Below are 21,312 nucleotides of genomic sequence, written 5' to 3'. Positions count from 1 at the left end.
AGTGAACCCACTCGCTTCAGTCCTTCCTGTACAGCCAAAAACGGGAAATTATTTTTTAAGGTGTTTTAACACGACTTCTGCCATGGCATCAATGAATTCCGGTTTGGCATTAGGCATTTCCGGACGATAGTAGGAAGCTCCGATATCATCTGTTACGACTTTACATTCATAATCATTGTCATAGAGTACTTCAAGATGATCAGCTACAAATCCTACCGGTGTGTAAACAAAAGTTGTATAGCCCTTATCCCTGTAAAGATCCCTTGTCAGATCCTGAACGTCAGGACCGATCCATGGGTCGGGAGTGTTCCCTTCACTTTGCCATCCCACTGCATAATCCGTGACGCCAGCTCCCTCTGCAATCATCTTCGCCGTTTCCTCTAATTGCTTCGGATATGGATCACCTGATTGCAGAATGCGTTCAGGAAGGCTGTGTGCAGATACAATGAGAACCGCTTTATTTCGCTCTTCATCACTCATTCCTGCAAAGGTTTCCTTTACCCTGTCCACCCAGTACTGAATGAATTTAGGTTCCTCATACCAGCTTTCAATCGTTGTGATCTTTGGACCGCCGAGCTTTTCCGCCATTTCTTTCGCACGTCCATTGTACGATTTGACGCTGAACGTTGAGAAATGAGGTGCGAGTACGATGGAAACTGCTTCTTCAATGCCGTCTTGATGCATTTGTTCCACAGCGTCTTCTACGAACGGTTCGATATGCTTTAATCCAAGATACATTTTGAATTCAATGGTGTCTTGAACCGAATTCAAATGCTCCTCCAGGCTTTTCGCCTGATCAAGGGTGATCTTCGCCAGTGGGGAAATCCCCCCGATTGCCTCGTAACGTCCCCGCAAGTCATCCAAAAGTTCACTGGAAGGGACTCTTCCGTGGCGGATATGTGTATAATAGCGTTCCAGATCTTCTTCTTTATAGGGTGTACCATAGGCCATCACCAATAGACCCATTTTCTTCTTTGACATACCATTTCACCTCATTGTCAGTTTCATACATTACATTATTGTGCCATGTTTCTTCATTAGAATCCATTTATAGAGATGTGGGGATGTTCTCTACCTGGCACTGTATTCATGCACAAAGGATGCTAATCGCTTTAGTGTATCTGGATTGACTTGAGGGAATACTCCGTGTCCGAGGTTGAAAATGTGGCTTAGGTCCTTCCCTTGATCCAGGATCTCTTTGGCTTTTTCTTCAATTACGTCCCAAGGTGCCAGCAGGATCGCAGGATCCAGATTACCCATCACCGTTTTGGAGATGCCTCTTTCTGTTGCTTCCTTAATCGGCAATCTCCAATCAAGCCCGACTACATCGATGGGGAGATCATGCCATTCATTCGCAAGGTGGCTTGCTCCGACACCAAACATGATCAATGGTACATTCTCTTCCTTCAGTTCATTAAAGATTCTTTCCATGACCGGCTTGATGAATGTCCTGTAATCCTGTACATTCAATGCACCTACCCAGGAGTCGAATATTTGGAAGGCAGACGCCCCGGCTTTGATCTGGGCTTTTCCGTAGGTGATTGTCATCGCTGCCAATTTATCCATTAAAGCAAACCAAGCTTGTGGTTCTGCATACATGAACGCTTTTGTTTTATTATAGTTTTTGGAAGGGCCGCCTTCAATCATATAGCTTGCCATTGTAAACGGAGCACCGGCAAAGCCGATCAACGGGACCGATAATTGTTCCTTTGTCAGTAATTTGATTGTATTCAATACGTAAGGAACATCCTGTTCAGGATTGATTTCCCCAAGCTTTTCAACATCAGCAACCGTACGGATAGGGTTATCGATCACTGGACCGATGCCTGATTTGATTTCGACATCCACTCCAATCGAAGGAAGTGGTGACATGATATCCTTATAAAGAATGGCTGCATCGACATCATATTGTTCAACAGGCAGCCTTGTCACATATGCACAAAGTTCAGGCTGATGTGTGATCTCAAAAAGAGAATATTTCTCCTTGATCTTCCTGTATTCAGGCTGTGAACGACCCGCTTGTCTCATATACCAAACCGGAGTATAATCCGTGTTCTCTCCCCTTGCCGCTCGTAAAAATGTATCATTCATCTGTTTCATACCTTTGTTCGTCCACCTTTCTATGTAACTCCATTAACCCTATTGTAAACTAATTTGAGTAGATTCTAAAATTGTCATTTATATTTGCTGTATGTTCAGCCTTTGTTGCTATAAATGAAGCGAGTAGTGGTTGATTTCCGCTGCAGGTGCTCGCTTTCCGCGGGGCGTGAGTTGAGCCTCCTCGGGCTAAAGCCCTGCGGGGTCTCAACTGTCTAGCTACGCGGCTAGCCCCTCGAGGTCATAAGTTAAATGGTCCAATAAGGCAAAAAGCGCCTTCTCGGCCCATTCATCTTATGCTTGTCGGGGCTGGACGAGCCGCCTTCGCTTTTCGTACTTTCACGCGTTTCCCGCAGGAGTCGAGCACCTTCCGCTTCAATCAACTTTCTAAGTATCATATTTAATCTTCTGACCAGTTTACAAAACCAATTTAATCCTGATTGTCGTTTCCATATAATTTAGTAGAAATACTATTTTTTTGACTGTCGAAGCTTTTTTAGGGCTCTGTCAAATCAATCCCTATTAAGATGGTGAGGGAACTGCGTAGACTCCTGCGGAAAACGGACGTGCCGAGACCCCGGAAGCGGCAGCTGAGGAGGCTCGGCCGTTCGTCCGCCGGAAAGCGAAGCGGTTCCCCTCATCATCTACCACACACTGATTGACAGAGCCTTTAGCAAATTCAAGAGATGTTAAATATGAACGTACAGATTGTAACCCTTTTAAACTATAGACGTTTTAGGGAGAATTGTATAGTTATCAAGGGAAAATGTCATAAATTTGCCGATTTTTGAAGGGTGGTGAAAAAATATCCATCATTCATGTTACAAGAGAGAAAGAAAAGGGAAGAGTATAATAGAAGTGACTACTTTATTGAGGTGATTTGGATGAAGCTATATATGACTACAGGTACACATGATTTCCTACAAAAAATAATGGATCAGCACGCGGGTGAAAAAATGATCTTAATGCAGGGGGAAGATGCACTTCTTTTACATGAAACAAGCGGGGAAAGTGTCTTTGAATCTCCTCGCAGCTATGAGGTTGTTGATCAATCGGGGGAACTTGAAAGCAAAGGATACGTGGTCTTCAACAACATCCCCGTATCAGACGAAGGAAGGCCGCTTTTTGAATACCGCTTTAAGAATCGTGCGGGTTTGATTGAAGAGGTGCCAGGGTTTACCGCGATTCGGGTTCTTAGACCACTCGACAACGATACATATGTGATCATGACCCTCTGGGAGGACGAACGAAGCTTCCTTGGCTGGCAGGAATCCAAGCAATACGAGAAGGCCCATGCAAAGAGAGGCACTGAAGAAGGAATTGATAATCAAAAGGATATCTTCCCACGTGCTTCCTACGTAAGTAAATACTATGTTTCGGGTCAATCCTGAAGAAAAAGCTGCCTGATTTCCGGCAGCTTTTTTCTTTTTCAATCTTTACAATTACAGTGAAGGTGTACATACATAATTACAAATTATTAACAGTATACTTAATCGTATTGGTTAGAGACATCCTGAATGGAAGGAGAGGAGTTCCAATGAGTGAAACATGTTTGATCCTGATTGATTTTCAAAAGGCATTTAGTGATTCTTCTTGGGGAAAGAGGAATAATCCCAGTATGGAAAAGAACGCTTATCAGCTTTTGCACGGTTGGAGAGAAAAGGCCTGGCCGGTTGTACACGTGCAACATTCTTCTTTTGATATGGAATCACCACTTCATTCAAGTTCAGCAGGTTTTGATTTTATAGAGAGTTTCCGCCCTGTACAAAAAGAAAAACACATCATTAAGCATGTCAATAGCGCTTTTATCGATACAGATCTGGATTTATATTTAAAACGGGAAAAATATAAATCACTTGTTGTAATGGGGTTCACGACGAATCACGCAATATCCACTACTGTGCGTATGGCAGCGGATCTGGGATATGAAGTGACGGTCCCTTATGATGCCACTGCTTGCTATGAAACCTATTCGTTTGATGGTTCACTATTTTCCGCTGAAATTGTTCATGGTCTGTCCCTGGCAAATCTTCACCAAGAATTTGCCTCCATCTCTTCAACGGAGTCCCTGCTATCATCCCTATTGAAATTAACTAAACCGGTCATTTTATAATAATCATTTTCGTTTTCAGCAGAATGGGCTTAGTCAAGGGGAATGCTTTCATTCCTTTTGACTAAGCCCATTCTGCTTTTCATAATACTTCTCTACTCTTCCTTTCCGGTTTTATGCAAGATTCCGTTTCGATTCGCATAAATGGCTGCCTGGGTCCGGTCCGCGACTTCAAGCTTACTCAAAATATTACTCACATGGGTCTTGACGGTCTTGATACCGATAAATAACTCTTCTGAAATTTCCTGATTCGTCATCCCCTCACCCAAACATTTCAAAACATCCATTTCCCTAGTCGTCAGCTCTTCATGAGCCTTTCTTTCCTGCAGACGGAAACGGTTCATCATCCTATCGGCAACCTTGCTTGCTATGACAGACTCACCCTTTACCGCTTTATATACCGCCCCGGTTACTTCTTCTGCAGTTGCCGTCTTCAATAAGTAACTATGAGCACCTGCTTCGATGGCGGGAAACACCTTTTCATCGTCATAAAAGCTTGTTAGGATGATAATTTTACAGTGAGGATGAAAGGATAAGATCTTCCTTGTGGCTTCGATGCCATTCCCATTCTCCATTAATAAATCCATTAATATGACGTCTGGCATATACTGCTTGGCAAGCTGAGCCGCTTCATTTCCACTTTTCGCTTCTCCAAGAAAATCAATTCGATCTTCTGTCAGCAAATAGGTTTTCATGCCCAGTCGTACCATCTCGTGATCATCAACAATCATCACTTTAATCTTTTCCAAGTGTCTTCCCCCTTTGAATTAAACCGGGATGCGGAGATCAATATACGTTCCCTCTTTTTCTTTGGAGCGAATCTGAAACAATCCTCCTATTTCCTCTGCCCGCTCTCTCATCGTTTGAAGTCCGTAGGAGGTCATCTTGTTTTCCTTTAGATTAAACCCCTTACCGTTATCACTGATGTACAAGGTGACATACCCCCCTTTTTTCTCCGTCACGATCTTCACTTTCGTTGCTTCCGAGTGACGAAGGATATTTGAAAGACTCTCCTGGATGATCCTGAACATATGCGTTTCAGTACCTTTCGATAAGTCTTCCATTCCATCCAGGGTGGCCTCGATTTCAATTTGCGTTTTTTCCTTCAATTCCCTGATTAAGATGGTTAACGCTTCTCGAAGATTTTCACCCCTTAAGTCAATTGGTCGCAGATGGAGAAGAAGGGCTCTCATTTCACCTTGTGCCTTTCCTGCAATGTCGGCTACTTGTTTCACGATGATTTCAACCTTTTTATAATCAGTGCCTATGCTTTTTTGCGCCGCGGAAGAAAGCATATTCAGTGCAAATAATTGCTGGCTGACAGAATCATGCAAGTCCCTGGCAAGCCTCTGCCTCTCTTCCATGACAGCAGCCTGGTGAGCCTGATCGGCAAGCTCTGACTTTTCATCTGCCAGCCGCTGAAGTGATTTCACCTGCTCTTGAATGAATACCGCAAGCTGATTCAATTCGTCCGATAAAATCCCCAACTCGTCATGATCATACCGGTCCACCCTCGCAGAGAACTTTCCACTTCGGAGTAAGGTGACGAAAGTGGAGATATCGTCGATTCTGCCTTTAAATGTATACCCTGTACGAAAACCGAAATAAGTGCTTAATAGTAATAAAATGATGGCCAGGCAAGTGGTCAAATAAATTGAAAGTGTAAGAGAGATACTGGGATCTTCTGAAAGATACAGATAGACTTGCAAAACGATAAAAAAAAGCAGAATGGCCATGACAGACATCATCAAAAAGCTTTTAAAGATCCAATTTCGGATATTTGAGGTTTTATTCAATCTCATTCCTCCTTTTACACTGCCTCTATATCCGGGTAATCCGGATCGAACCGATTTTCACATCAATAGTCAGCTTGATTTTTTTACTTGCCTCGACATATCGGGGGGATCGATAATACAGTTCAGAACGAATATCAGCAGATTTCTGATCAAACAATTTCACATCCCCCACCTGCACTTTCAAAGTGATTTCCACAGGAACATTTTCCGGTATGATCATCTTTACATCGCCAATCCATCCCTTGATATCAACAGGCGTTTCCCCTTCAGGAATGAAGGCTTTACTGAAATCAAAATAGTAATCTCCGATAGCGTTGTAGAGCTTCATGTTTTCCAGGGGCCAATTCGGTTCGGCAAAACGGATATCCCCGACGATAAATCCTTTGTTCACCTTATTCTTCTTCTGGAGGATCTTTTGATCCAACGGCTGTCCCAAATCATTTGAGTCAGCGTGTTTATCAAACGGATAATCGCTGCTTATACTCACTTTGATAGGTTTATTCCTGACAATCCGATGAATGGCGATGGCTATAATGATAACCGGCCATAACTTCCACCAATTCCCATAATCGAAATCCAACACAGCATATCTATCCAAGATGATCAGCATCCCAAGTGCCAGGCTGAAAAGACCGAATAGTAATTTGCCGAAGCTTTTTTTTAAGAAACTGTCTACTGACCACTTCAAACCCAACAGTAATAACAAAATAGGAATAATATTGACAAATATCTGTGTTATTTCCAAGGAAATGACACCTATGTTCAGTAATAATAGCCACAATCCTATCACCATCAGCAAAAATGAGAAAAACCATTGCTTTCTTCCTTTGTATCTCATACGAACACCACCTTCACATCACTTATAACTTTCGCTATTAATCTTGCCTATTCCTGTTACTTCTTCCATTATAAATTGATTTCCCTTGTGGTTTGACGAGCATCGGAATGATTCCGTCTCAGTCCTGAGGCTGAAAAAATGTTCCTATCCTATATCACACCTTATCTCCATTTTCATAATCTATAGTACAGATCAGGGCAAATGCCCAAGGTTTGTGGAACAAATGTTGAGGAGGTTTTTCTAATGGGGATTGATTTGACTGCTCTTCATTGGATTTATTTAGTTTTCATAGGGTTGATCATCCTATTTATGGTTTTCCGCAAAGACACAACCATCGTATGCATTCTCGGAATCTTCAGTATCGCTTGGGTTGCTACGGGTTCGATCAGTGGGTCGATCAGTAGTATATTTAATAGCTTTATCTTTGCCATCACTGAATTACTCTCAACCATTCTCGTCATTTCTATCATTGTTGCCATGAGTAAAGGACTGACGTCGACAGGGATTAATGATGTGATGATCCGACCGTTCACTAAGTTCATCCGCACGCCTGCCCTTGCGTATTGGACAATAGGTCTTGTGATGATGTTCATTTCGTGGTTTTTCTGGCCATCCCCCGCAGTGGCACTTTTGGGAGCAGTGTTAGTACCCGTTGCCTTACGTGTCGGATTACCCGCCCTCGGCATCGCAATGGCCATGAACTTATTCGGTCACGGAATCGCCCTTTCAGGTGATTTTGTAATCCAGGCTGCTCCAAAGTTGACGGCAGACGCTGCAGGTATTCCTGTTTCTGAAGTTATTTCGGCAAGTATTCCCCTCATCATTGTTATGGGAGTCGTCACGACCGTTACTGCATTCATCTTCCTTAAGCGAGATATGAAAAAAGGGATCCTTACAGTCGATTCCAGCTCCCTTTCTTCCATCGATACAGATCAGGATTCTTCACATGATCTATTGTCATCCCGTTGGAAAAAGGCCATCGCAATCCTCATCCCCATTTTATTCGCTGCTGATATTACGGCGATGGTTCTATTCGATCTGCAAGGTGGGGATGCAACCGCACTTATCGGGGGCACTTCCATCATCATTCTCTTATTGATTTCATTGGCCGCTTATAAAGGAAATGGGTTGGAGAAAACGACCAGCTTCATGATTGACGGGTTTCAATTCGGGTTTAAAGTGTTCGGTCCGGTGATACCGATTGCCGCTTTCTTCTATTTAGGGGACTCAGGATTTCAAACAATCATTGGGGATTTTCTTCCGACAACATCACATGGAATCGTCAATGACCTGGGTGCATCCCTTGCTGCTGCCGTACCGCTTTCCAAGGCGGTGGGTGCCATTACCCTTACGGCGGTCGGTGCCATCACGGGACTTGATGGATCGGGCTTTTCTGGCATTTCCCTTGCCGGTTCCGTCGCCAATTTATTTGCTGAAAGCATCGGGTCCGGTATTGCTACCCTCACGGCCCTTGGTCAGGTGGCAGCCATCTGGGTCGGTGGCGGGACTCTCGTACCATGGGCGCTCATTCCAGCAGCAGCCATATGCGGAGTCGACCCATTCGAACTTGCCAGGCGGAATCTGCTTCCAGTCGTCATCGGGCTGATCGCAACGACCATCGTAGCGATGTTTTTAATCTAAAGATAGAGGGACGGACCTTACCTCAGAAGGTCCGTCCCTCTTAATTTGCAGAGCGCTTTTCATATAGGAATATACATAACACGAAAAACGAGTAACCCAGAAGGAAACCGGCAGCTACATCAGTTGGATAGTGAGCCTGTTCCGCTACCCGGCTGAATCCCGTCAACAGGGAAAGGAGGACGGCCGTAGTGAAGATCGCGACTTTTATTCCGAAGGATGAGACCTCTTTACTGACGAAATAAGCGATGACTAGCAGAAAGACAAGTCCCACCATGGCATGACCACTGGGAAAGCTGAATCCTTCTCCTTCATGGGAAAATGGAGGCCTTTCTCGTTCCATCAACCCTTTGATGGCTTTATTCAGGACGTTACTTCCCGCTACCAGTACCACGACAGTTATGATTCCCGGATAATCTTTTTTAACCCACCAAAGGAACAGGATCAAGGTGATGGTGGCAATACCGATTACCAGTTCGGTCCCTATCACTGAAAATAATTCTAAAACATTCAAGTCGCCCATGTTTGTCAGAAGATAATCCTCTCCGATTATCTCCATGTCATGATAAACAAAATGTGCAATGGTCATAAAAAGTACAAATGAAATGATTGCCGTTATGGATAAGATTTTATTCATTGGATCCCTCCTTGAATTTCACTTATCCCCTCTTCCCGAGAACTTTTAGTGTTATAATATTCGTAATATTCACCAAACATTAGGAGGTTGGGGACTTGCTGAATGAATTATATCAGAAATTAGAAGATCGTTGGATAGAAATGGTTAATATCAGAAGATTTCTTCATCAACACCCGGAATTATCCTTCCAGGAAAAAAATACGGCAAAATATATTGCGGATTACTACAAAAAGATCGGGGTCCCCGTTCAAGAACAAGTCGGGGGCAATGGTGTTGTAGCGCGAGTTGAAGGTGCTCTCCCCGGAAAGACCGTAGCTCTCCGTGCAGACTTTGACGCGCTTCCCATACAGGATGAAAAGGAAGTGGAATATCGTTCTACCGTCCCGGGTGTCATGCACGCCTGTGGTCATGACGGCCATACCGCGACCCTACTGGTATTAGGGAAAACCCTTCATGAAATGCGCGAATCCCTTTCAGGTACAGTCGTTCTTATTCATCAGCACGCTGAAGAATATGCACCGGGAGGAGCTAAGTCCATGATTGAAGCGGGATGCCTCGAAGATGTGGATGTGATCTTCGGCACCCATTTATGGGCAACCGAACCGCTTGGTAAGGTCCTCCACCGAACTGGCCCGATCATGGCCGCTGCGGACCGCTTTGAAATTGTGATCAAAGGATCCGGGGGGCACGGTGCTCAACCTCATAAGACGAAGGATTCCATTGTGATCGGAGCCCAAATTGTTTCAGATCTTCAACAAATTGTCAGCAGAAGAGTGAACCCGATTGATCCAGCCGTCGTGACAATCGGTTCGTTTATAGCTGATAATGCGTTTAATGTCATAGCCGATTCAGCTAAATTGATTGGAACGGTACGGACCTTCAACCCAGAAGTCAGGGACTTCATTGAAGAGGAAATCGAACAGATCCTGAAAGGGGCATGCCTATCAGGGCGCTGCGATTATGAATATGTGTATGACCGGGGGTATCCGGCCGTTGTCAATCACCCTGAAGAGACAGACCTATTCATTCAAAGTGCGGAAACTGTAGATGAAGTGCATACGGTGGAAGAAATCGAAATGCAAATGGGCGGTGAGGACTTTGCCTTTTATTTAGAACATGTAAAAGGTACTTTTTTCTTTACGGGAGCCAAGCCCGACAATGTAAAAACGGCTTTCCCTCACCACCACCCCAAGTTCGATCTTAACGAAAAAGCGCTTCTCATTGCAGCAAAATCATTGGCAAGTGCAACAATTCATTATCAGGATAAACATTCCGTTTCGGAAGCCGTTCCGAAATAACATAAAGAAGGATCGGACGCTCGCATCCGATCCTTCCTTTTTAATAAAAGCGATGATTTTTTTCAGTTTTACTGACCACCAACACCCACCAGATCAAGAGGGGCTGAAACAATAGTCTGACCCAAAGCAGCAGTTGATTGGCATCTTCCTGTCCCGGAGCCGGAATTCCTTTAATGGCTGCGTAGATATTTGCAGGAAAGACAAGAACTAAATAAATCGCGGTGATGATCCCGGTTTTTTCGCGAGTCTTCGGAATCAATAGCAGGACTGACAGAATGAACTCAATGATTCCCGTAATATATACGAGCTCTTCCCTTAAAGGAATAAACGCAGGTACCATTTTCGCAAACCCTTGAGCTTCAATAAAATGAAAGACTCCTGCCAGAAAGAAGAAGAAGGAGAATAAAATGAGCCCGACGATCTTCCATGCTTTTTTCCGTTTATTCATCTATTCCACACCTCACTAAACACAATTTACCCTACCTTTATCACTATACATGAAGTCATTGCGGAAATAAAAAGATGGGTTTGTCATCACATTGCTCACAATAAAAAGAAGACCGATCATGACGATCGACCTTCATACGTTACTATTCTAATTCATTAAAGTAGCGAATCCGATAAGCAAATTTCGCCACCTCACCAAGCTGATCCAAAAGCTGATAATTGGCATAGGCACCCACAACAGCCCCAACACCAGGGATGAGCTGGAGCATCTTCACCAAATCGATGTAATCCCGATACTCCTGTTGAAAGGTTTTCCAGTCAAGTTCTTTCAGCTTTTCTTTTTCTTCCTCCCAATTCTCAATAATGTGCAGGACCTTTTTCTTATGGGTGTCGCTTGAGAATGCAAGTTGAAAGACATACAGAAGAAATAGACGTTCCTCATATTGTTTGGGATCATACCCATGGATCAGGGAGCATTCGCTTAAAAATTTCATCTTAATGGACAGGAGCAATGGAAAATCCGCAAGACCAAGGAAGATCCCCCCGGCACCGGTTCCCGCCCCTTCGATGGTGGCAGCTTTCCGGTGAAATTCCATTCGTTCCTTCATCACGACTTCCCGTTCCTGTAGCGCAGGTCTACAGGGGATCGTCTGAAGGGACACCCATTCGCTGCCTTTCAGAGTGATTTCCACCATTTTCTTGATACTTTCCGTGACAACTTTATGTGCTTTCTCAGGTATCCACCCATTCACTTTCGTTTGGGCCTGTTTGGAAACCCTCTGAAAGATGGATGATTTCCTGGTGTATCTTCGTTTCCACTGCTCGAGCTCTTCTCTCTCATGGTTCATTATGAACCACCATCCTTTTTCGTCAGCCTTTACTCATACTATGTTCATCTTACCTGTTTCATTAAAAAAGCGTTTCTTCCATCTTCTTCAACCTTTGAACCAGGTAGAACTGACTGAAAAAGATGGAGAAGGTTAAGCCTGCAAGCAGCGTGATCAATCCCGGTAGCCATTCTCCCCTTACAAAAAGGGGCAAGGAAAACACAAGTGCCTGGATCATCATCGCCTGAATCATGATTTTTTGAAAAGTCGATGTTTTCAATTCTCTTGAAACGGGGTAAATGAGCACCCAAATCTTATAGTCAAAGCGCTTGAATAATGGGATCATCTGAAAAGCAGTCAAATAAAGAAAGACCATAGCCGTCAGGATACTGAAGACGAAAGATGAATTTGAATAAATCAGCAACGCACCGATAAGGGTCAAGCGTATATACAGACCTGAATATTCACTTGTCCTCACAAGCGAGCGAAGATATAAATAGCGATAGGTTGATGCTTGTGAGAAAGGCGCCTTCACAAGCCAGTCGAGCCATTTTCTCCGGTGCACTTTCCCTTTCAGCTTTGGAACATCCGTGAACATATTGGCGATGCGATAAAAGATCAGCATGCGTTGCTCTTCAAGATTAATCAATAAATCCCATTTAAGGTTCTTACCCTTTGTAGCTTGATGAAAATAAAATGCATAGCCGAGCATCAAGACGGCCACGACGATTGTCATCCAAAGCTCAGCTCCCGATAAAACAAGGAACACAAGAGCGGCACTCAACAGAAAACGGGCCAGGTTGTCCGTCAGGTGAGCTTCCCTCTCCTGAAACCTTAACATGAACCAGCGAACATAGAGATTCCATATTTTTATGATCAATACTAAAGCAAGTAACGGAAAGAAGCTTCTGAAACTGTTTCCGGATACAGCTACATACATAGGCATAAGGGCCGCCAGGACAAGCAGTTGAATGTAAGATTGGAACATAAAGCTGATCCAGATGCATTTCGTGTAATAACCGGATAAACGTTTTTCTAAAGGTAAAAGAAATACAGCATCCGCTTCCCGGAGGAATGTGTAGACAGGACTCCATGCCAATAAGAGACCAAGAATGACCGACATGATAAGAGGAGCCGGGAATGTTGGCTCGAGGGTCTTCACCCACTGATTATACGTAAATGCCGCGCCCCCTAAAGCGAAGATCAGGACGAATAATAAATGATCGTTGAACATGTACTTCAAATACTTTTGAAGTTCCTGGTTATACTCTACAATCCTCTTTTTCCAGATGCCCTCCACGTTATTCATCATGGGATTCTTCCTTTGTCAGCTGGATATATATATCATCCAAGGTAGCTTCAGGCATGGTAAATTCACTGCGAAGCTCTTCGAGAGTCCCTTTTGCCCGGATTTTCCCTTCATGAAGGATGATGAATGAATCGCAATATCTCTCGGCAGTAGCTAATATGTGGGTAGACATCAGGATGCCCGCCCCATTTTGTTTCATTTCCTGCATCCAATCAAGTAATGACTGGATCCCGAGTGGGTCCAATCCAACAAACGGTTCGTCTATGATGTATAGACTGGGCTGGATTAGAAAGGCACACATGATCATCACTTTTTGTTTCATCCCTTTTGAAAAATGGGCAGGAAACCAGCTCATCTTCTTCTCCATGCGGAACGCTTTCAACAATTTATCTATTCTTCCCTTATATTCCGCATCTGATAATCCGTAGGCCATGGCCGTAAGCTTCAGATGCTCCTCCAAGGTTAATTCATCATATAAAATCGGTGTTTCCGGTATGTATGAGAATTGCTTGCGGTATTGATCGGCATCCCCTTTCAACGTATGACCATTGATGGAAACTTGCCCTTGCTTTGCCTCCATCAGACCGATGATATGCTTGATGGTCGTACTTTTACCGGCTCCGTTCAATCCGATTAATCCAACAATTTCGTTCGAATGAATGGAAAAGGAAATATCCTTTAAAACCGGCTTCCTTGTATAGCCACCGACAAGGTGCTTAATTTCTAATAACGACACGAGCAGCAACGTCCTTTCTCTTCTATATGTATTATTTCTATTTTATCAAAACTTTAAAGTAAAGGCATGTTTTGAATATGAATCATTTTCCCCAATGGGCTAATTCATTTCCTCTAAAGACGAACACAAGAAAGTAATTTGTCGGGATCACTTTCTATACCGCTATTGATTTCCGTGCAAGACTTCGCTTTCCTCGGGGCGGAAGGCAAGCCTCCTCGTCGCTTACGCTCCTGCGGGGTCTTACCTATTCCGCTTTTCCCGCAGGAGTCTCCGTCTTGCACTCCAATCAATAGCTAGATCCACCTGTGACTGACTATACTTTAGCAATAATTGTAAAAGGCCCATTTCACCAGGTCTTGGTTATTCATACACAGACTTTAGTTTTAGAATGTTCGGTCGCTTGGAAGTTTTAGCAGAACGGGGCATTACTACAACTAAAATGATAAGAGTGCTGTATGCAATGGTGTAGCAATCTCGTCATTAAATTGTTTTAGTTAAACACTTCACTTGGAAAGTTGATTGGAGCGGAAGGTGCTCGACTCCTGCGGGAAACGCTGGGCAGGTGAGACCCCGGAGGCGCAGCCGAGGAGGCTCACCGCCAGCCCCGCGGAAAGCGAGCACCTTCAGCGGAAATCAACCAGAACTCACTCCTTCTCAGGTGGAGAATTACAACAACCGTTTGAATTAGAAACCTTCCACATTTTAGCATTCATAACCATCCCCAAGAATGCACAACATATTATCAGAAGGGGTCAGCAATAAGAAAAAGGGGATGGTTGTTAAAGACCAGCTAACCGATTTCACTATTGTTTGCGACTTGAAGGAATTCGTCGTCTTCTTTAGTGAATGACACACTCACCCAAATCATTTCATCAAAAATTGATAAATGAGGTGTTTGTTAAAGCACATTTTGACTAAATCAACTTTCTTACTAAGCTTTTTTTAGCCTACAAGATAAGGGGATGGTCAGTTTGCACAGAGTCATTCATGTTTCTAACGATTTACACATATCATCCTTATAGCAAATGAGGTGTTTGTCCAAGACGGCTAACAGTTTCTATTGTCTGAATGCTTAAATAGCAAAAAGATAAGGGGATGGTCGCATTGAACAATGTTCATTCTACCCAAGAATGGTATCACTGCAGCTACTAGCGAATGAGGTGTTTATCAAAGAGAATGAAGCCTGACATATAAACCTTTAAAGTTTTACCCCTTCTAAGAAGAGAGGCAGGAAAATCGTTCCTGTCTCTTCTTCATTTATTTTTACTTTAATGGTAAAATACATACACCATTACTGAAAGGTGGAAATGAGCATGAGTGACTGTATTTTTTGTAAAATCATCGATGGAGAAATCCCGGCAATGAAAGTGTACGAAGATGACCATGTCCTTGCATTTCTTGACATCAGCCAAGTGACGAAAGGTCATACCCTCCTTATTCCGAAAGTACATAAAGAAAACGTCTACGAGCTGACCCCTGATGTGGCAAGTCACCTCTTCTCTGTTGCACCAAAGATCGCAAACAGCATCAAGGCTGAGTTTCACCCTGTGGGAATGAACCTTTTAAGCAATGCAGGTGAAGAAGCAGGACAATCCGTCTTCCATTTCCACATGCACTTCATACCACGCTACGGCAATGGGGATGGTTTCGGAGCTGTTTGGAAAACCCATAACGACGACTACAGCCACGAAGACTTAAAAACGATCGCCGAATCTATCGCACATCATCTGTCATAGGATTGAAAGCCCGGCCCTTTGTCAGTAAAGCGGCCGGGCTTTTTTCAGAAATATTCATCTTTGACACGGAGTCTTACTATGTTATAATGTACCTACCTTTTCGCTAATGGCAATAGTGCACATTAGGAGAAGCAGATTACAAAGTATAGTTTAGTTGAGGAGAGATGAGAAATGAATACAAAAACACTTGTATCCCTGTCATTATTAGTAGGGATCGGAGCGGTACTGCACACAGTGATTCCGGGCATATTCTTAGGGATGAAACCGGATATGATGCTGACGATGATGTTCTTGGGAATCATTCTGTTTCCTGCAAAGAAAAACGTCTTGCTTTTAGGTTTACTGACAGGAGTCATTTCAGGATTGACAACACAATTCCCTGCTGGTTTCTTACCAAACCTGATCGATAAACCGGTCACAGCATTCGTCTTTTACGGATTATTCTTGGCAACAAAGAAAATCACTCGTTCACTGTTAGGCGCTTCTGTTCTAACCGCAATCGGTACCCTCGTATCAGGAAGTGTTTTCCTGCTTTCTGCATATGTGATCGTAGGCCTGCCTGGAGCTTTCTTCGCTCTATTCGCAGCAGTCGTACTTCCGGCAACACTTGTGAACGCCGGCGCAATGTTCGTTGTGTATCCGATTATCAACGGTATTTTGAAACGTTCAACCATTCGAGAAGCTGTCACATCAGAACAGCTATCCTAAACGAAATAATAAAAACACCCTCCATGTCTTGTGATCCTTCACATAATAATGGGGGGCTTTTTTATTAACTGACTGCAAACCAGAGCAATATCCCTATGAGAAATGTGATCAATCCACCTGAACCCAATATGGTCGCACGCTTTTTTAATATATTTTTAGGAGGATACATTCCAGGTCTTTGAATACTAATGAAGTTATATACCATACTTAGAAATAAAACAGTACTGAGAGCAAAGAAACCAAAGATTATTCCATCCATGCTGTTAGAACCTCCCCCCTCTTCACCACCTCATTTCTTATTTTTATGCGTTTGAAGAGGAAGATATGAACCTACTTGTTTTAATCTGTTCTAAAAGGGAAAAGGAGAATACAAACTGATTGTAGAAATATAGTATTATAGAATTAGAAGAACGAGGTGAATATAGTGAAAAAAAAATCTCTTGCCTACGGATTATTAATCGGTGGAGTGGTCGGAGGGGTCGCATCCCTGTTGACGTCCCCTTCATCAGGTAAAGAAATCCGTGCACAAATCAAAGACAAGAAAGACGATTGGACAGCGGTCATCGAGGAGATGAAAGGCCATATCGGTGAATTGAAAGAGTCAATCGGCACCCTGTCACAGGAAGGAAAGGAAACCGTCCTGCAGCTTTCCAAGGATCTTCAAGCTTCCTTCAAGCAATGGCAGGCTTCAACCGAGCCGAACAACCAGCGTCTTCAGGAAGAAATCCAATCCATCCAACGAACCATCGAAGAGCTGGAAAAATCGATCAACTCAGCCAACACAACGAATCAATAACCCTATCCCCGTTTTGCTTTTTACCCGTTTATGGGTTTTGGCTTGCGGGGATTCTATTTTATTTAAAATAAAAATTATTTTTACCCCGATTTTTTTCAGAATAGTGATTCCCTATACGAATCCCGTCATTACAGGGTTCAAACCCTCTGATATTTCCAGTATGAAGCCGGTAAACCAACCAGAAATTATATACTTCGAAAAATTTTGTCAATTTAGCCTTTATTAATTATTACTTTATTGGCATAATAAAATATAAGCGCTTTCTTTTTTTGATGATCGTTGTTTTAGTGAATCCTCTGGAACTATTTACAACGCTACCATTTCAAGAACAGCTTATAGTAAAAAGATTTTCTAGCAAAGTGGGTGAATGAGATGAAGGATAGAGAATTTACTTTGAAAGAGGCAATGCTCTTCAGTCAAAGAATGGCTCAGCTTAGTAAAGCTTTGTGGAAGGCCATAGAAAAGGACTGGCAGCAATGGATCAAGCCATACGACTTAAATATCAATGAACATCATATTCTCTGGATTGCGTATCATTTAAAGGGCGCTTCCATTTCGGACGTGGCCAAATTCGGTGTTATGCATGTTTCAACGGCATTTAATTTTTCGAAGAAATTAGAGGAACGTGAACTTCTTGAATTTTCCAAACGGGAGAATGATAAGCGTAATACTTATATTCAACTGACGGCCAAGGGGGAGAATATCCTTCTCGATCTAATGAAGAACTATCAGCCTGAAAGTCATTCTATTTTCCAGGGAGTGGCTCCATTACGGGAATTATATGGGAAGTTCCCTGAGATGATCGAAATGATGACCGTCGTCCGTAATATTTATGGAAATGATTTTATGGAAATATTCGAAAAATCATTTCACAATATTGAAAATGATTTTTCTGATGATAATGGAAAGCTCGGTGAACTATTTGAAGATGAGGAAGAACTTGCCTGATTTACAAGCTCTTCTGTAATTGTTTCATCAAAGCTGGATAAATATCCTGAACCAGGCAACTATTCACGACTTCATGCACCTTCAGCTTTGCATGAAGCTCATCTTCAAATTCTTTAAAAAGCGGAGTATTGTAGACGAATCCTTCCGCTTTTTGTTTTTCAAGTTTTATGCTCAATCTATCACAAGTTTGAAAGAACTCCTTCACTTCCTTCTCTGACAACCCATTCCGAATGATCAGCCGATTAAAGGGAAACCCATTTTCGGGGCACATTTCAGCCATCAACCTCTGTTGGTATTCAAGTTTTTCTATTCGCTTCATTAGTTCGTGCATCTTTATCACCCGCTATTTATCTCATACTCTTATTGTACAAAACTATAACATACATGTCGCCCAAAACTCCCTCCAAAAAATAAGAAAAATCCTTCGGAAATGTGTTGATTTTTTCCGGCAATCGTAATAAAGTATGTAAAGCACTTAATTAACCACTATTCGTCTAATGGAGGCGATTTTTTTATGCATTGCTGGAAAACAATCAACCTGGAAAAACAATTTGGATTCTACCGAGTCTTTTTACTTTCATCCATCATCATGATGATGGTATTCTCATTAATATACGTACCAATCAATTTACTATTTCCGAGTGCTTTTTACGATAAGCATTTCCTGGGATTCTTCGTGGGACTGATCAGTATCTATCCATTGCATAAATTTTTTCACATCGTGCCCATCTTGCCTTTTGTGAGAAAAATAAAATGCAAATGCAACAGAAAAATGTATTTTTTGCCGATACTTTCATTGCGGGTGGATCAACCAATTTCAAAATACCGTTATTTGGTCGCCCTTGTGGCCCCATTCTTTGTACTAAACAGTATTTTATTATACGGGTGCTTCCATTTCCCGCACTATTCGCATTACTTTACAATGCTCCTTGCATTCCATTCAGGGATCTGTGCCATTGATTTCATTTATGCGAAACAGTTGATGGACTCACCAAAGAATGCATTAATCGAAGAAAATGAAGATGGATATGAAATATTGATTTATCAGTAAGGATGATGGATGGCCATTGATGCACACACTCGATGGATGAAATCATCCTTCTCATATTTTTCAGGATGATTCCCTGCTTTCATTTATCTGTTCTTCATACCGGAAGGGCCTCATATACGAAAAAAGCTTCATTTACATGAAGGTAGGCAACACTCTTGCTACCAATTAGGGAAATAATTTGGTAATGTATAGTCTATAGGAGATAACGGGGAGGGGTTTGGATGATCTCCATGTTTTTAGTATTTGCTGTCTTCATCTTATTTTATATAAATAAAATGACCAACGCATTATGTTTACAAAAAGAAATACCTGAAGAACGCCAACCTAAGGTATTTAGGACCATCAATATCCTAATCACCATACTGCTGGTTTCTTCTTACATAGAGATACTATTTACATAGAACATGAAAAGTGAGAAAAAAAGCAGATCCTTATAAACCGGATCTGCTTTTTAATTTCTTTATATTAGCAAACGTATGCTGCACCAATGATGATTAACAAAATGAATAAAACTACGATTAACGCGAAACCTCCGCCGTACCCGCCGCAAGCACCTGACATATGCGCTTCCTCCTTTCATGTATGAAAAGCATTAACATATGAATATGAAGCAAAAGGGGCCAGCCTTTCGTTAGGTATTGCCCCCTCTTACAGTCTTTATCCGGTGAACCTAAACCCCTGAGGCTAAAATTATAGCCATGCTGCACCCACAATGATTAACAGGATGAACAGTACTACGATTAACGCGAAACCTCCGCCGTATGCATTACCCATAACTTTCCACCTCCTTTGAAGCGCTACTTTATCTTATTCAAGTTAGCCGCCTTTTGTTTTAGGCTAATGTCATAAATTAAATTTTTTAGTAAATATATGCGGCACCAACGATGATTAATAAGATGAACAGCACTACGATTAACGCGAATCCGGAATTGTATCCACAGCTCATATTTATTACCTCCTTTTCTCTCTTCGCTCTTATCATATGAAAGTACCTAGGAAATGGGTGTGTAAAATGCCCATTTTTCTGAAGATTAAGTTGGAAAATATTTTTTTAAATGGAAGAAGTGTGTTATAGTATGTTTTGTAGATTTTGACAAGCCATCAAACGAAATTATTGTAGGAGTTGGTCACCATGAAAAAATGGATCATTTCAGTATCATTGGCTGCGGGAGTCGTAGGACTTGCAGGATGCAGCGGTGACGGTGCTGAAGGAAACAATGACGTTGTTGCAACAACAAAAGCCGGAGATGTAACAAAAGATGAACTTTACAAATCAATGAAACAAAAATTCACTCCACAAATGGAACAGGCTCTTCAGGAACTGGTTTATACAAAAGTACTTGAAGAAAAGTATGACGTGTCAAAAGAGGAAGTTGATGAAAAGCTGAATGAAGCGAAAGATCAATTAGGGCCTCAATTCGATAGTTTCTTACAACAATATAACCTGGACGAAAAATCATTCAAACAATACTTAAAGCTTCAATTGCTTCAAGAAAAAGCCGCCATTTCCGATGTGAAAGTAACGGATAAAGAAGTCAAAGAGTACTACGAGAAATGGAAGCCTGAAATTAAAGTTCGCCATATCCTTGTAGAAGATGAAAAAACAGCAAAAGAAGTCAAACAAAAATTGGCAGATGGAGCGAAATTCGAAGATCTAGCAAAGGAATATTCCACAGATCCCGGTTCTGCTGAAAACGGCGGAAGCTTAGGATGGGTAGACTACGCTGGACGTCAAAACTTTGTTCCTGAATTCTCGAAAGCCCTCGACACTCTTGAAAAAGGAAAAGTAAGTGAGCCGATCAAAACAGATTATGGTTACCACATCATCGAAGTGACAGATAAAAAAGAAAAGAAATCCTTTGACGAAATGAAAAAGGAAATCGAAAAAGAACTGAAACTTTCCAAAGTGGATCCTCAAAAAATCCAGGAAGCGATGAAAGCAGAAATCGAAAAAGCTGATCTGAACATCAAAGATAAAGATCTGAAAAAATCATTCGATCAAGTACTGAATCCTTCTGCAACACCTGAAGGCGGACAAACACCCGCACCTGAAGGCGAAGCTCCTGCAACTGAAAAACAGGAATAATCGAAAAGGACTGACGGCTATTATGAGCCATCAGTCCTTTTTTTATGAAATGATCATGACGTCAGTTGACGCTTCTTCTCTTTTTCTTCTTCCATTCGATGAATATAGACTTCCCCTTCTTTCTCAATCCACTCATCTTCCATCGTCTTTTCTTCCTTCGCCGATTTGATCGTCATAAAGGCACTACCGAAAATTCCTGCTACAACCAGGTACATCCAAATAGGCAGGGTCATTTGCTTCATCTCCTTTTAGGT

General features: G+C 42.3%; 28 protein-coding genes. 12 read left to right on the top strand and 16 right to left on the bottom strand.

Annotated elements, in window-relative coordinates; genetic code table 11:
* Positions 1 to 48: 48 nt before the first annotated feature.
* Together hemH and hemE are read right to left on the bottom strand one after the other, a co-directional pair.
* Positions 49 to 981: a ferrochelatase gene (gene hemH / locus NQ095_RS14590; RefSeq protein ID WP_258264187.1), complete on the bottom strand. Its 933-nt coding sequence runs from the start codon at positions 979 to 981 to the stop codon at positions 49 to 51.
* A 90-nt stretch (positions 982 to 1,071) separates the two neighbouring features.
* Positions 1,072 to 2,100, bottom strand: coding sequence for a uroporphyrinogen decarboxylase (gene hemE, locus NQ095_RS14585; protein WP_258264186.1), 1,029 nt, complete (start codon positions 2,098 to 2,100; stop codon positions 1,072 to 1,074).
* A gap of 881 nt (positions 2,101 to 2,981) precedes the next feature.
* Between hemE and NQ095_RS14580 the strand changes: the two genes are divergently transcribed.
* Both NQ095_RS14580 and NQ095_RS14575 read left to right on the top strand, forming a co-directional pair.
* On the top strand, positions 2,982 to 3,488 hold the full coding sequence (locus NQ095_RS14580) for an antibiotic biosynthesis monooxygenase family protein (RefSeq protein ID WP_258264185.1): 507 nt from the start codon (positions 2,982 to 2,984) through the stop codon (positions 3,486 to 3,488).
* Between the two features lie 146 nt (positions 3,489 to 3,634).
* The gene (locus NQ095_RS14575) at positions 3,635 to 4,210 is read left to right on the top strand and encodes a cysteine hydrolase family protein (protein ID WP_258264184.1); all 576 of its coding nucleotides are present in this window, start codon (positions 3,635 to 3,637) and stop codon (positions 4,208 to 4,210) included.
* 92 nt (positions 4,211 to 4,302) lie between these two features.
* Here NQ095_RS14575 and NQ095_RS14570 read toward each other — a convergent pair whose 3' ends face one another.
* The 3 genes from NQ095_RS14570 to liaF are packed head-to-tail and all read right to left on the bottom strand — an operon-like array spanning position 4,303 to position 6,841.
* Positions 4,303 to 4,956, bottom strand: coding sequence for a response regulator transcription factor (locus tag NQ095_RS14570; RefSeq protein ID WP_309137649.1), 654 nt, complete (start codon positions 4,954 to 4,956; stop codon positions 4,303 to 4,305).
* Positions 4,957 to 4,974: 18 nt separating this feature from the next.
* Positions 4,975 to 6,003, bottom strand: a complete 1,029-nt coding sequence (locus NQ095_RS14565) for a sensor histidine kinase (protein ID WP_258264183.1) — start codon at positions 6,001 to 6,003, stop codon at positions 4,975 to 4,977.
* A gap of 25 nt (positions 6,004 to 6,028) precedes the next feature.
* A complete protein-coding gene (gene liaF, locus NQ095_RS14560) occupies positions 6,029 to 6,841 on the bottom strand; it encodes a cell wall-active antibiotics response protein LiaF (protein WP_258264182.1) in 813 nt (270 codons plus the stop codon).
* A gap of 243 nt (positions 6,842 to 7,084) precedes the next feature.
* Between liaF and NQ095_RS14555 the strand changes: the two genes are divergently transcribed.
* Positions 7,085 to 8,482, top strand: a complete 1,398-nt coding sequence (locus NQ095_RS14555; RefSeq protein WP_258264181.1) for a hypothetical protein — start codon at positions 7,085 to 7,087, stop codon at positions 8,480 to 8,482.
* 40 nt (positions 8,483 to 8,522) lie between these two features.
* Here NQ095_RS14555 and NQ095_RS14550 read toward each other — a convergent pair whose 3' ends face one another.
* The gene (locus NQ095_RS14550; protein WP_258264180.1) at positions 8,523 to 9,116 is read right to left on the bottom strand and encodes a phosphatase PAP2 family protein; all 594 of its coding nucleotides are present in this window, start codon (positions 9,114 to 9,116) and stop codon (positions 8,523 to 8,525) included.
* 95 nt (positions 9,117 to 9,211) lie between these two features.
* Between NQ095_RS14550 and NQ095_RS14545 the strand changes: the two genes are divergently transcribed.
* Positions 9,212 to 10,414, top strand: coding sequence for a M20 family metallopeptidase (locus NQ095_RS14545; RefSeq protein WP_309137648.1), 1,203 nt, complete (start codon positions 9,212 to 9,214; stop codon positions 10,412 to 10,414).
* 40 nt (positions 10,415 to 10,454) lie between these two features.
* Here NQ095_RS14545 and NQ095_RS14540 read toward each other — a convergent pair whose 3' ends face one another.
* The 4 genes from NQ095_RS14540 to NQ095_RS14525 form a co-directional block, all read right to left on the bottom strand.
* A complete protein-coding gene (locus tag NQ095_RS14540) occupies positions 10,455 to 10,862 on the bottom strand; it encodes a DoxX family protein (protein WP_258264179.1) in 408 nt (135 codons plus the stop codon).
* 142 nt (positions 10,863 to 11,004) lie between these two features.
* On the bottom strand, positions 11,005 to 11,709 hold the full coding sequence (locus tag NQ095_RS14535; RefSeq protein ID WP_258264178.1) for an EcsC family protein: 705 nt from the start codon (positions 11,707 to 11,709) through the stop codon (positions 11,005 to 11,007).
* Between the two features lie 61 nt (positions 11,710 to 11,770).
* A complete protein-coding gene (locus NQ095_RS14530) occupies positions 11,771 to 13,000 on the bottom strand; it encodes an ABC transporter permease (protein WP_258264177.1) in 1,230 nt (409 codons plus the stop codon).
* Positions 12,990 to 13,733: an ABC transporter ATP-binding protein gene (locus NQ095_RS14525; protein ID WP_258264176.1), complete on the bottom strand. Its 744-nt coding sequence runs from the start codon at positions 13,731 to 13,733 to the stop codon at positions 12,990 to 12,992. The genes NQ095_RS14530 and NQ095_RS14525 overlap by 11 nt, the downstream gene beginning before the upstream one ends.
* 727 nt (positions 13,734 to 14,460) lie before the next feature.
* On the opposite strand from NQ095_RS14525, the gene NQ095_RS14520 reads away from it, so the two are divergent.
* From NQ095_RS14520 to NQ095_RS14510, 3 genes are all read left to right on the top strand, one after another.
* Complete coding sequence (locus NQ095_RS14520) at positions 14,461 to 14,583, top strand: hypothetical protein (RefSeq protein WP_258264175.1); 123 nt, start codon at positions 14,461 to 14,463, stop codon at positions 14,581 to 14,583.
* Positions 14,584 to 15,046: 463 nt separating this feature from the next.
* Positions 15,047 to 15,469: an HIT family protein gene (locus tag NQ095_RS14515; RefSeq protein ID WP_258264174.1), complete on the top strand. Its 423-nt coding sequence runs from the start codon at positions 15,047 to 15,049 to the stop codon at positions 15,467 to 15,469.
* 171 nt (positions 15,470 to 15,640) lie between these two features.
* Positions 15,641 to 16,177, top strand: a complete 537-nt coding sequence (locus NQ095_RS14510) for a tryptophan transporter (RefSeq protein WP_258264173.1) — start codon at positions 15,641 to 15,643, stop codon at positions 16,175 to 16,177.
* A gap of 64 nt (positions 16,178 to 16,241) precedes the next feature.
* Here NQ095_RS14510 and yhzF read toward each other — a convergent pair whose 3' ends face one another.
* On the bottom strand, positions 16,242 to 16,436 hold the full coding sequence (yhzF, locus tag NQ095_RS14505; RefSeq protein ID WP_034763309.1) for a membrane protein YhzF: 195 nt from the start codon (positions 16,434 to 16,436) through the stop codon (positions 16,242 to 16,244).
* Positions 16,437 to 16,601: 165 nt separating this feature from the next.
* On the opposite strand from yhzF, the gene NQ095_RS14500 reads away from it, so the two are divergent.
* Both NQ095_RS14500 and NQ095_RS14495 read left to right on the top strand, forming a co-directional pair.
* Positions 16,602 to 16,973, top strand: a complete 372-nt coding sequence (locus tag NQ095_RS14500; RefSeq protein ID WP_258264172.1) for a YtxH domain-containing protein — start codon at positions 16,602 to 16,604, stop codon at positions 16,971 to 16,973.
* Positions 16,974 to 17,345: 372 nt separating this feature from the next.
* Positions 17,346 to 17,921 (top strand): HTH-type transcriptional regulator Hpr, encoded by a 576-nt coding sequence (locus NQ095_RS14495; RefSeq protein WP_258264171.1) that lies wholly within the window; start codon positions 17,346 to 17,348, stop codon positions 17,919 to 17,921.
* Between the two features lies 1 nt (position 17,922).
* Here NQ095_RS14495 and NQ095_RS14490 read toward each other — a convergent pair whose 3' ends face one another.
* Positions 17,923 to 18,252: a YhaI family protein gene (locus tag NQ095_RS14490; RefSeq protein WP_258264169.1), complete on the bottom strand. Its 330-nt coding sequence runs from the start codon at positions 18,250 to 18,252 to the stop codon at positions 17,923 to 17,925.
* Positions 18,253 to 18,435: 183 nt separating this feature from the next.
* Between NQ095_RS14490 and NQ095_RS14485 the strand changes: the two genes are divergently transcribed.
* Complete coding sequence (locus tag NQ095_RS14485; protein ID WP_034763304.1) at positions 18,436 to 18,972, top strand: DUF3267 domain-containing protein; 537 nt, start codon at positions 18,436 to 18,438, stop codon at positions 18,970 to 18,972.
* 221 nt (positions 18,973 to 19,193) lie between these two features.
* Entirely contained in the window at positions 19,194 to 19,373 is a 180-nt protein-coding gene (locus NQ095_RS14480) for a hypothetical protein (protein ID WP_034763303.1), read from the top strand.
* Positions 19,374 to 19,437: 64 nt separating this feature from the next.
* On the opposite strand, the gene NQ095_RS14475 is transcribed toward NQ095_RS14480, so the two are convergent.
* From NQ095_RS14475 to NQ095_RS14465, 3 genes are all read right to left on the bottom strand, one after another.
* Positions 19,438 to 19,533, bottom strand: a complete 96-nt coding sequence (locus tag NQ095_RS14475) for a YjcZ family sporulation protein (RefSeq protein WP_079534381.1) — start codon at positions 19,531 to 19,533, stop codon at positions 19,438 to 19,440.
* Between the two features lie 129 nt (positions 19,534 to 19,662).
* Positions 19,663 to 19,746 carry a YjcZ family sporulation protein gene (locus NQ095_RS14470; protein WP_032089274.1) on the bottom strand — a complete coding sequence of 28 codons (84 nt, stop codon included), beginning with the start codon at positions 19,744 to 19,746 and terminating at the stop codon, positions 19,663 to 19,665.
* Positions 19,747 to 19,831: 85 nt separating this feature from the next.
* Positions 19,832 to 19,918 carry a YjcZ family sporulation protein gene (locus NQ095_RS14465; protein ID WP_034763301.1) on the bottom strand — a complete coding sequence of 29 codons (87 nt, stop codon included), beginning with the start codon at positions 19,916 to 19,918 and terminating at the stop codon, positions 19,832 to 19,834.
* Positions 19,919 to 20,104: 186 nt separating this feature from the next.
* Here NQ095_RS14465 and NQ095_RS14460 point away from each other — a divergent pair, with 186 nt between their 5' ends.
* Positions 20,105 to 21,058, top strand: coding sequence for a peptidylprolyl isomerase (locus NQ095_RS14460; protein ID WP_258264168.1), 954 nt, complete (start codon positions 20,105 to 20,107; stop codon positions 21,056 to 21,058).
* A gap of 53 nt (positions 21,059 to 21,111) precedes the next feature.
* On the opposite strand, the gene NQ095_RS14455 is transcribed toward NQ095_RS14460, so the two are convergent.
* On the bottom strand, positions 21,112 to 21,291 hold the full coding sequence (locus tag NQ095_RS14455) for a sporulation YhaL family protein (RefSeq protein WP_258264167.1): 180 nt from the start codon (positions 21,289 to 21,291) through the stop codon (positions 21,112 to 21,114).
* Positions 21,292 to 21,312: the final 21 nt, after the last annotated feature.

This window comes from Rossellomorea sp. SC111 (genome assembly GCF_024733565.1).
Classification (GTDB): domain Bacteria; phylum Bacillota; class Bacilli; order Bacillales; family Bacillaceae_B; genus Rossellomorea.
Note: the sequence above shows the minus strand (reverse complement) of the source record. Positions and strands in the feature narration are given on the sequence as shown.

Coding starts and splice junctions, on each gene's coding strand:
- hemH (WP_258264187.1), bottom strand. CDS start 981: ATGTCAAAGAAGAAAATGGGTCTATTGGTGATGGCCTATGGTACACCC.
- hemE (WP_258264186.1), bottom strand. CDS start 2,100: ATGAAACAGATGAATGATACATTTTTACGAGCGGCAAGGGGAGAGAAC.
- NQ095_RS14580 (WP_258264185.1), top strand. CDS start 2,982: ATGAAGCTATATATGACTACAGGTACACATGATTTCCTACAAAAAATA.
- NQ095_RS14575 (WP_258264184.1), top strand. CDS start 3,635: ATGAGTGAAACATGTTTGATCCTGATTGATTTTCAAAAGGCATTTAGT.
- liaF (WP_258264182.1), bottom strand. CDS start 6,841: ATGAGATACAAAGGAAGAAAGCAATGGTTTTTCTCATTTTTGCTGATG.
- NQ095_RS14555 (WP_258264181.1), top strand. CDS start 7,085: ATGGGGATTGATTTGACTGCTCTTCATTGGATTTATTTAGTTTTCATA.
- NQ095_RS14550 (WP_258264180.1), bottom strand. CDS start 9,116: ATGAATAAAATCTTATCCATAACGGCAATCATTTCATTTGTACTTTTT.
- NQ095_RS14540 (WP_258264179.1), bottom strand. CDS start 10,862: ATGAATAAACGGAAAAAAGCATGGAAGATCGTCGGGCTCATTTTATTC.
- NQ095_RS14535 (WP_258264178.1), bottom strand. CDS start 11,709: ATGAACCATGAGAGAGAAGAGCTCGAGCAGTGGAAACGAAGATACACC.
- NQ095_RS14530 (WP_258264177.1), bottom strand. CDS start 13,000: ATGATGAATAACGTGGAGGGCATCTGGAAAAAGAGGATTGTAGAGTAT.
- NQ095_RS14520 (WP_258264175.1), top strand. CDS start 14,461: ATGCACAACATATTATCAGAAGGGGTCAGCAATAAGAAAAAGGGGATG.
- NQ095_RS14515 (WP_258264174.1), top strand. CDS start 15,047: ATGAGTGACTGTATTTTTTGTAAAATCATCGATGGAGAAATCCCGGCA.
- NQ095_RS14510 (WP_258264173.1), top strand. CDS start 15,641: ATGAATACAAAAACACTTGTATCCCTGTCATTATTAGTAGGGATCGGA.
- yhzF (WP_034763309.1), bottom strand. CDS start 16,436: ATGGATGGAATAATCTTTGGTTTCTTTGCTCTCAGTACTGTTTTATTT.
- NQ095_RS14495 (WP_258264171.1), top strand. CDS start 17,346: ATGAAGGATAGAGAATTTACTTTGAAAGAGGCAATGCTCTTCAGTCAA.
- NQ095_RS14490 (WP_258264169.1), bottom strand. CDS start 18,252: ATGCACGAACTAATGAAGCGAATAGAAAAACTTGAATACCAACAGAGG.
- NQ095_RS14485 (WP_034763304.1), top strand. CDS start 18,436: ATGCATTGCTGGAAAACAATCAACCTGGAAAAACAATTTGGATTCTAC.
- NQ095_RS14480 (WP_034763303.1), top strand. CDS start 19,194: ATGATCTCCATGTTTTTAGTATTTGCTGTCTTCATCTTATTTTATATA.
- NQ095_RS14475 (WP_079534381.1), bottom strand. CDS start 19,533: ATGTCAGGTGCTTGCGGCGGGTACGGCGGAGGTTTCGCGTTAATCGTA.
- NQ095_RS14470 (WP_032089274.1), bottom strand. CDS start 19,746: ATGGGTAATGCATACGGCGGAGGTTTCGCGTTAATCGTAGTACTGTTC.
- NQ095_RS14465 (WP_034763301.1), bottom strand. CDS start 19,918: ATGAGCTGTGGATACAATTCCGGATTCGCGTTAATCGTAGTGCTGTTC.
- NQ095_RS14460 (WP_258264168.1), top strand. CDS start 20,105: ATGAAAAAATGGATCATTTCAGTATCATTGGCTGCGGGAGTCGTAGGA.
- NQ095_RS14455 (WP_258264167.1), bottom strand. CDS start 21,291: ATGACCCTGCCTATTTGGATGTACCTGGTTGTAGCAGGAATTTTCGGT.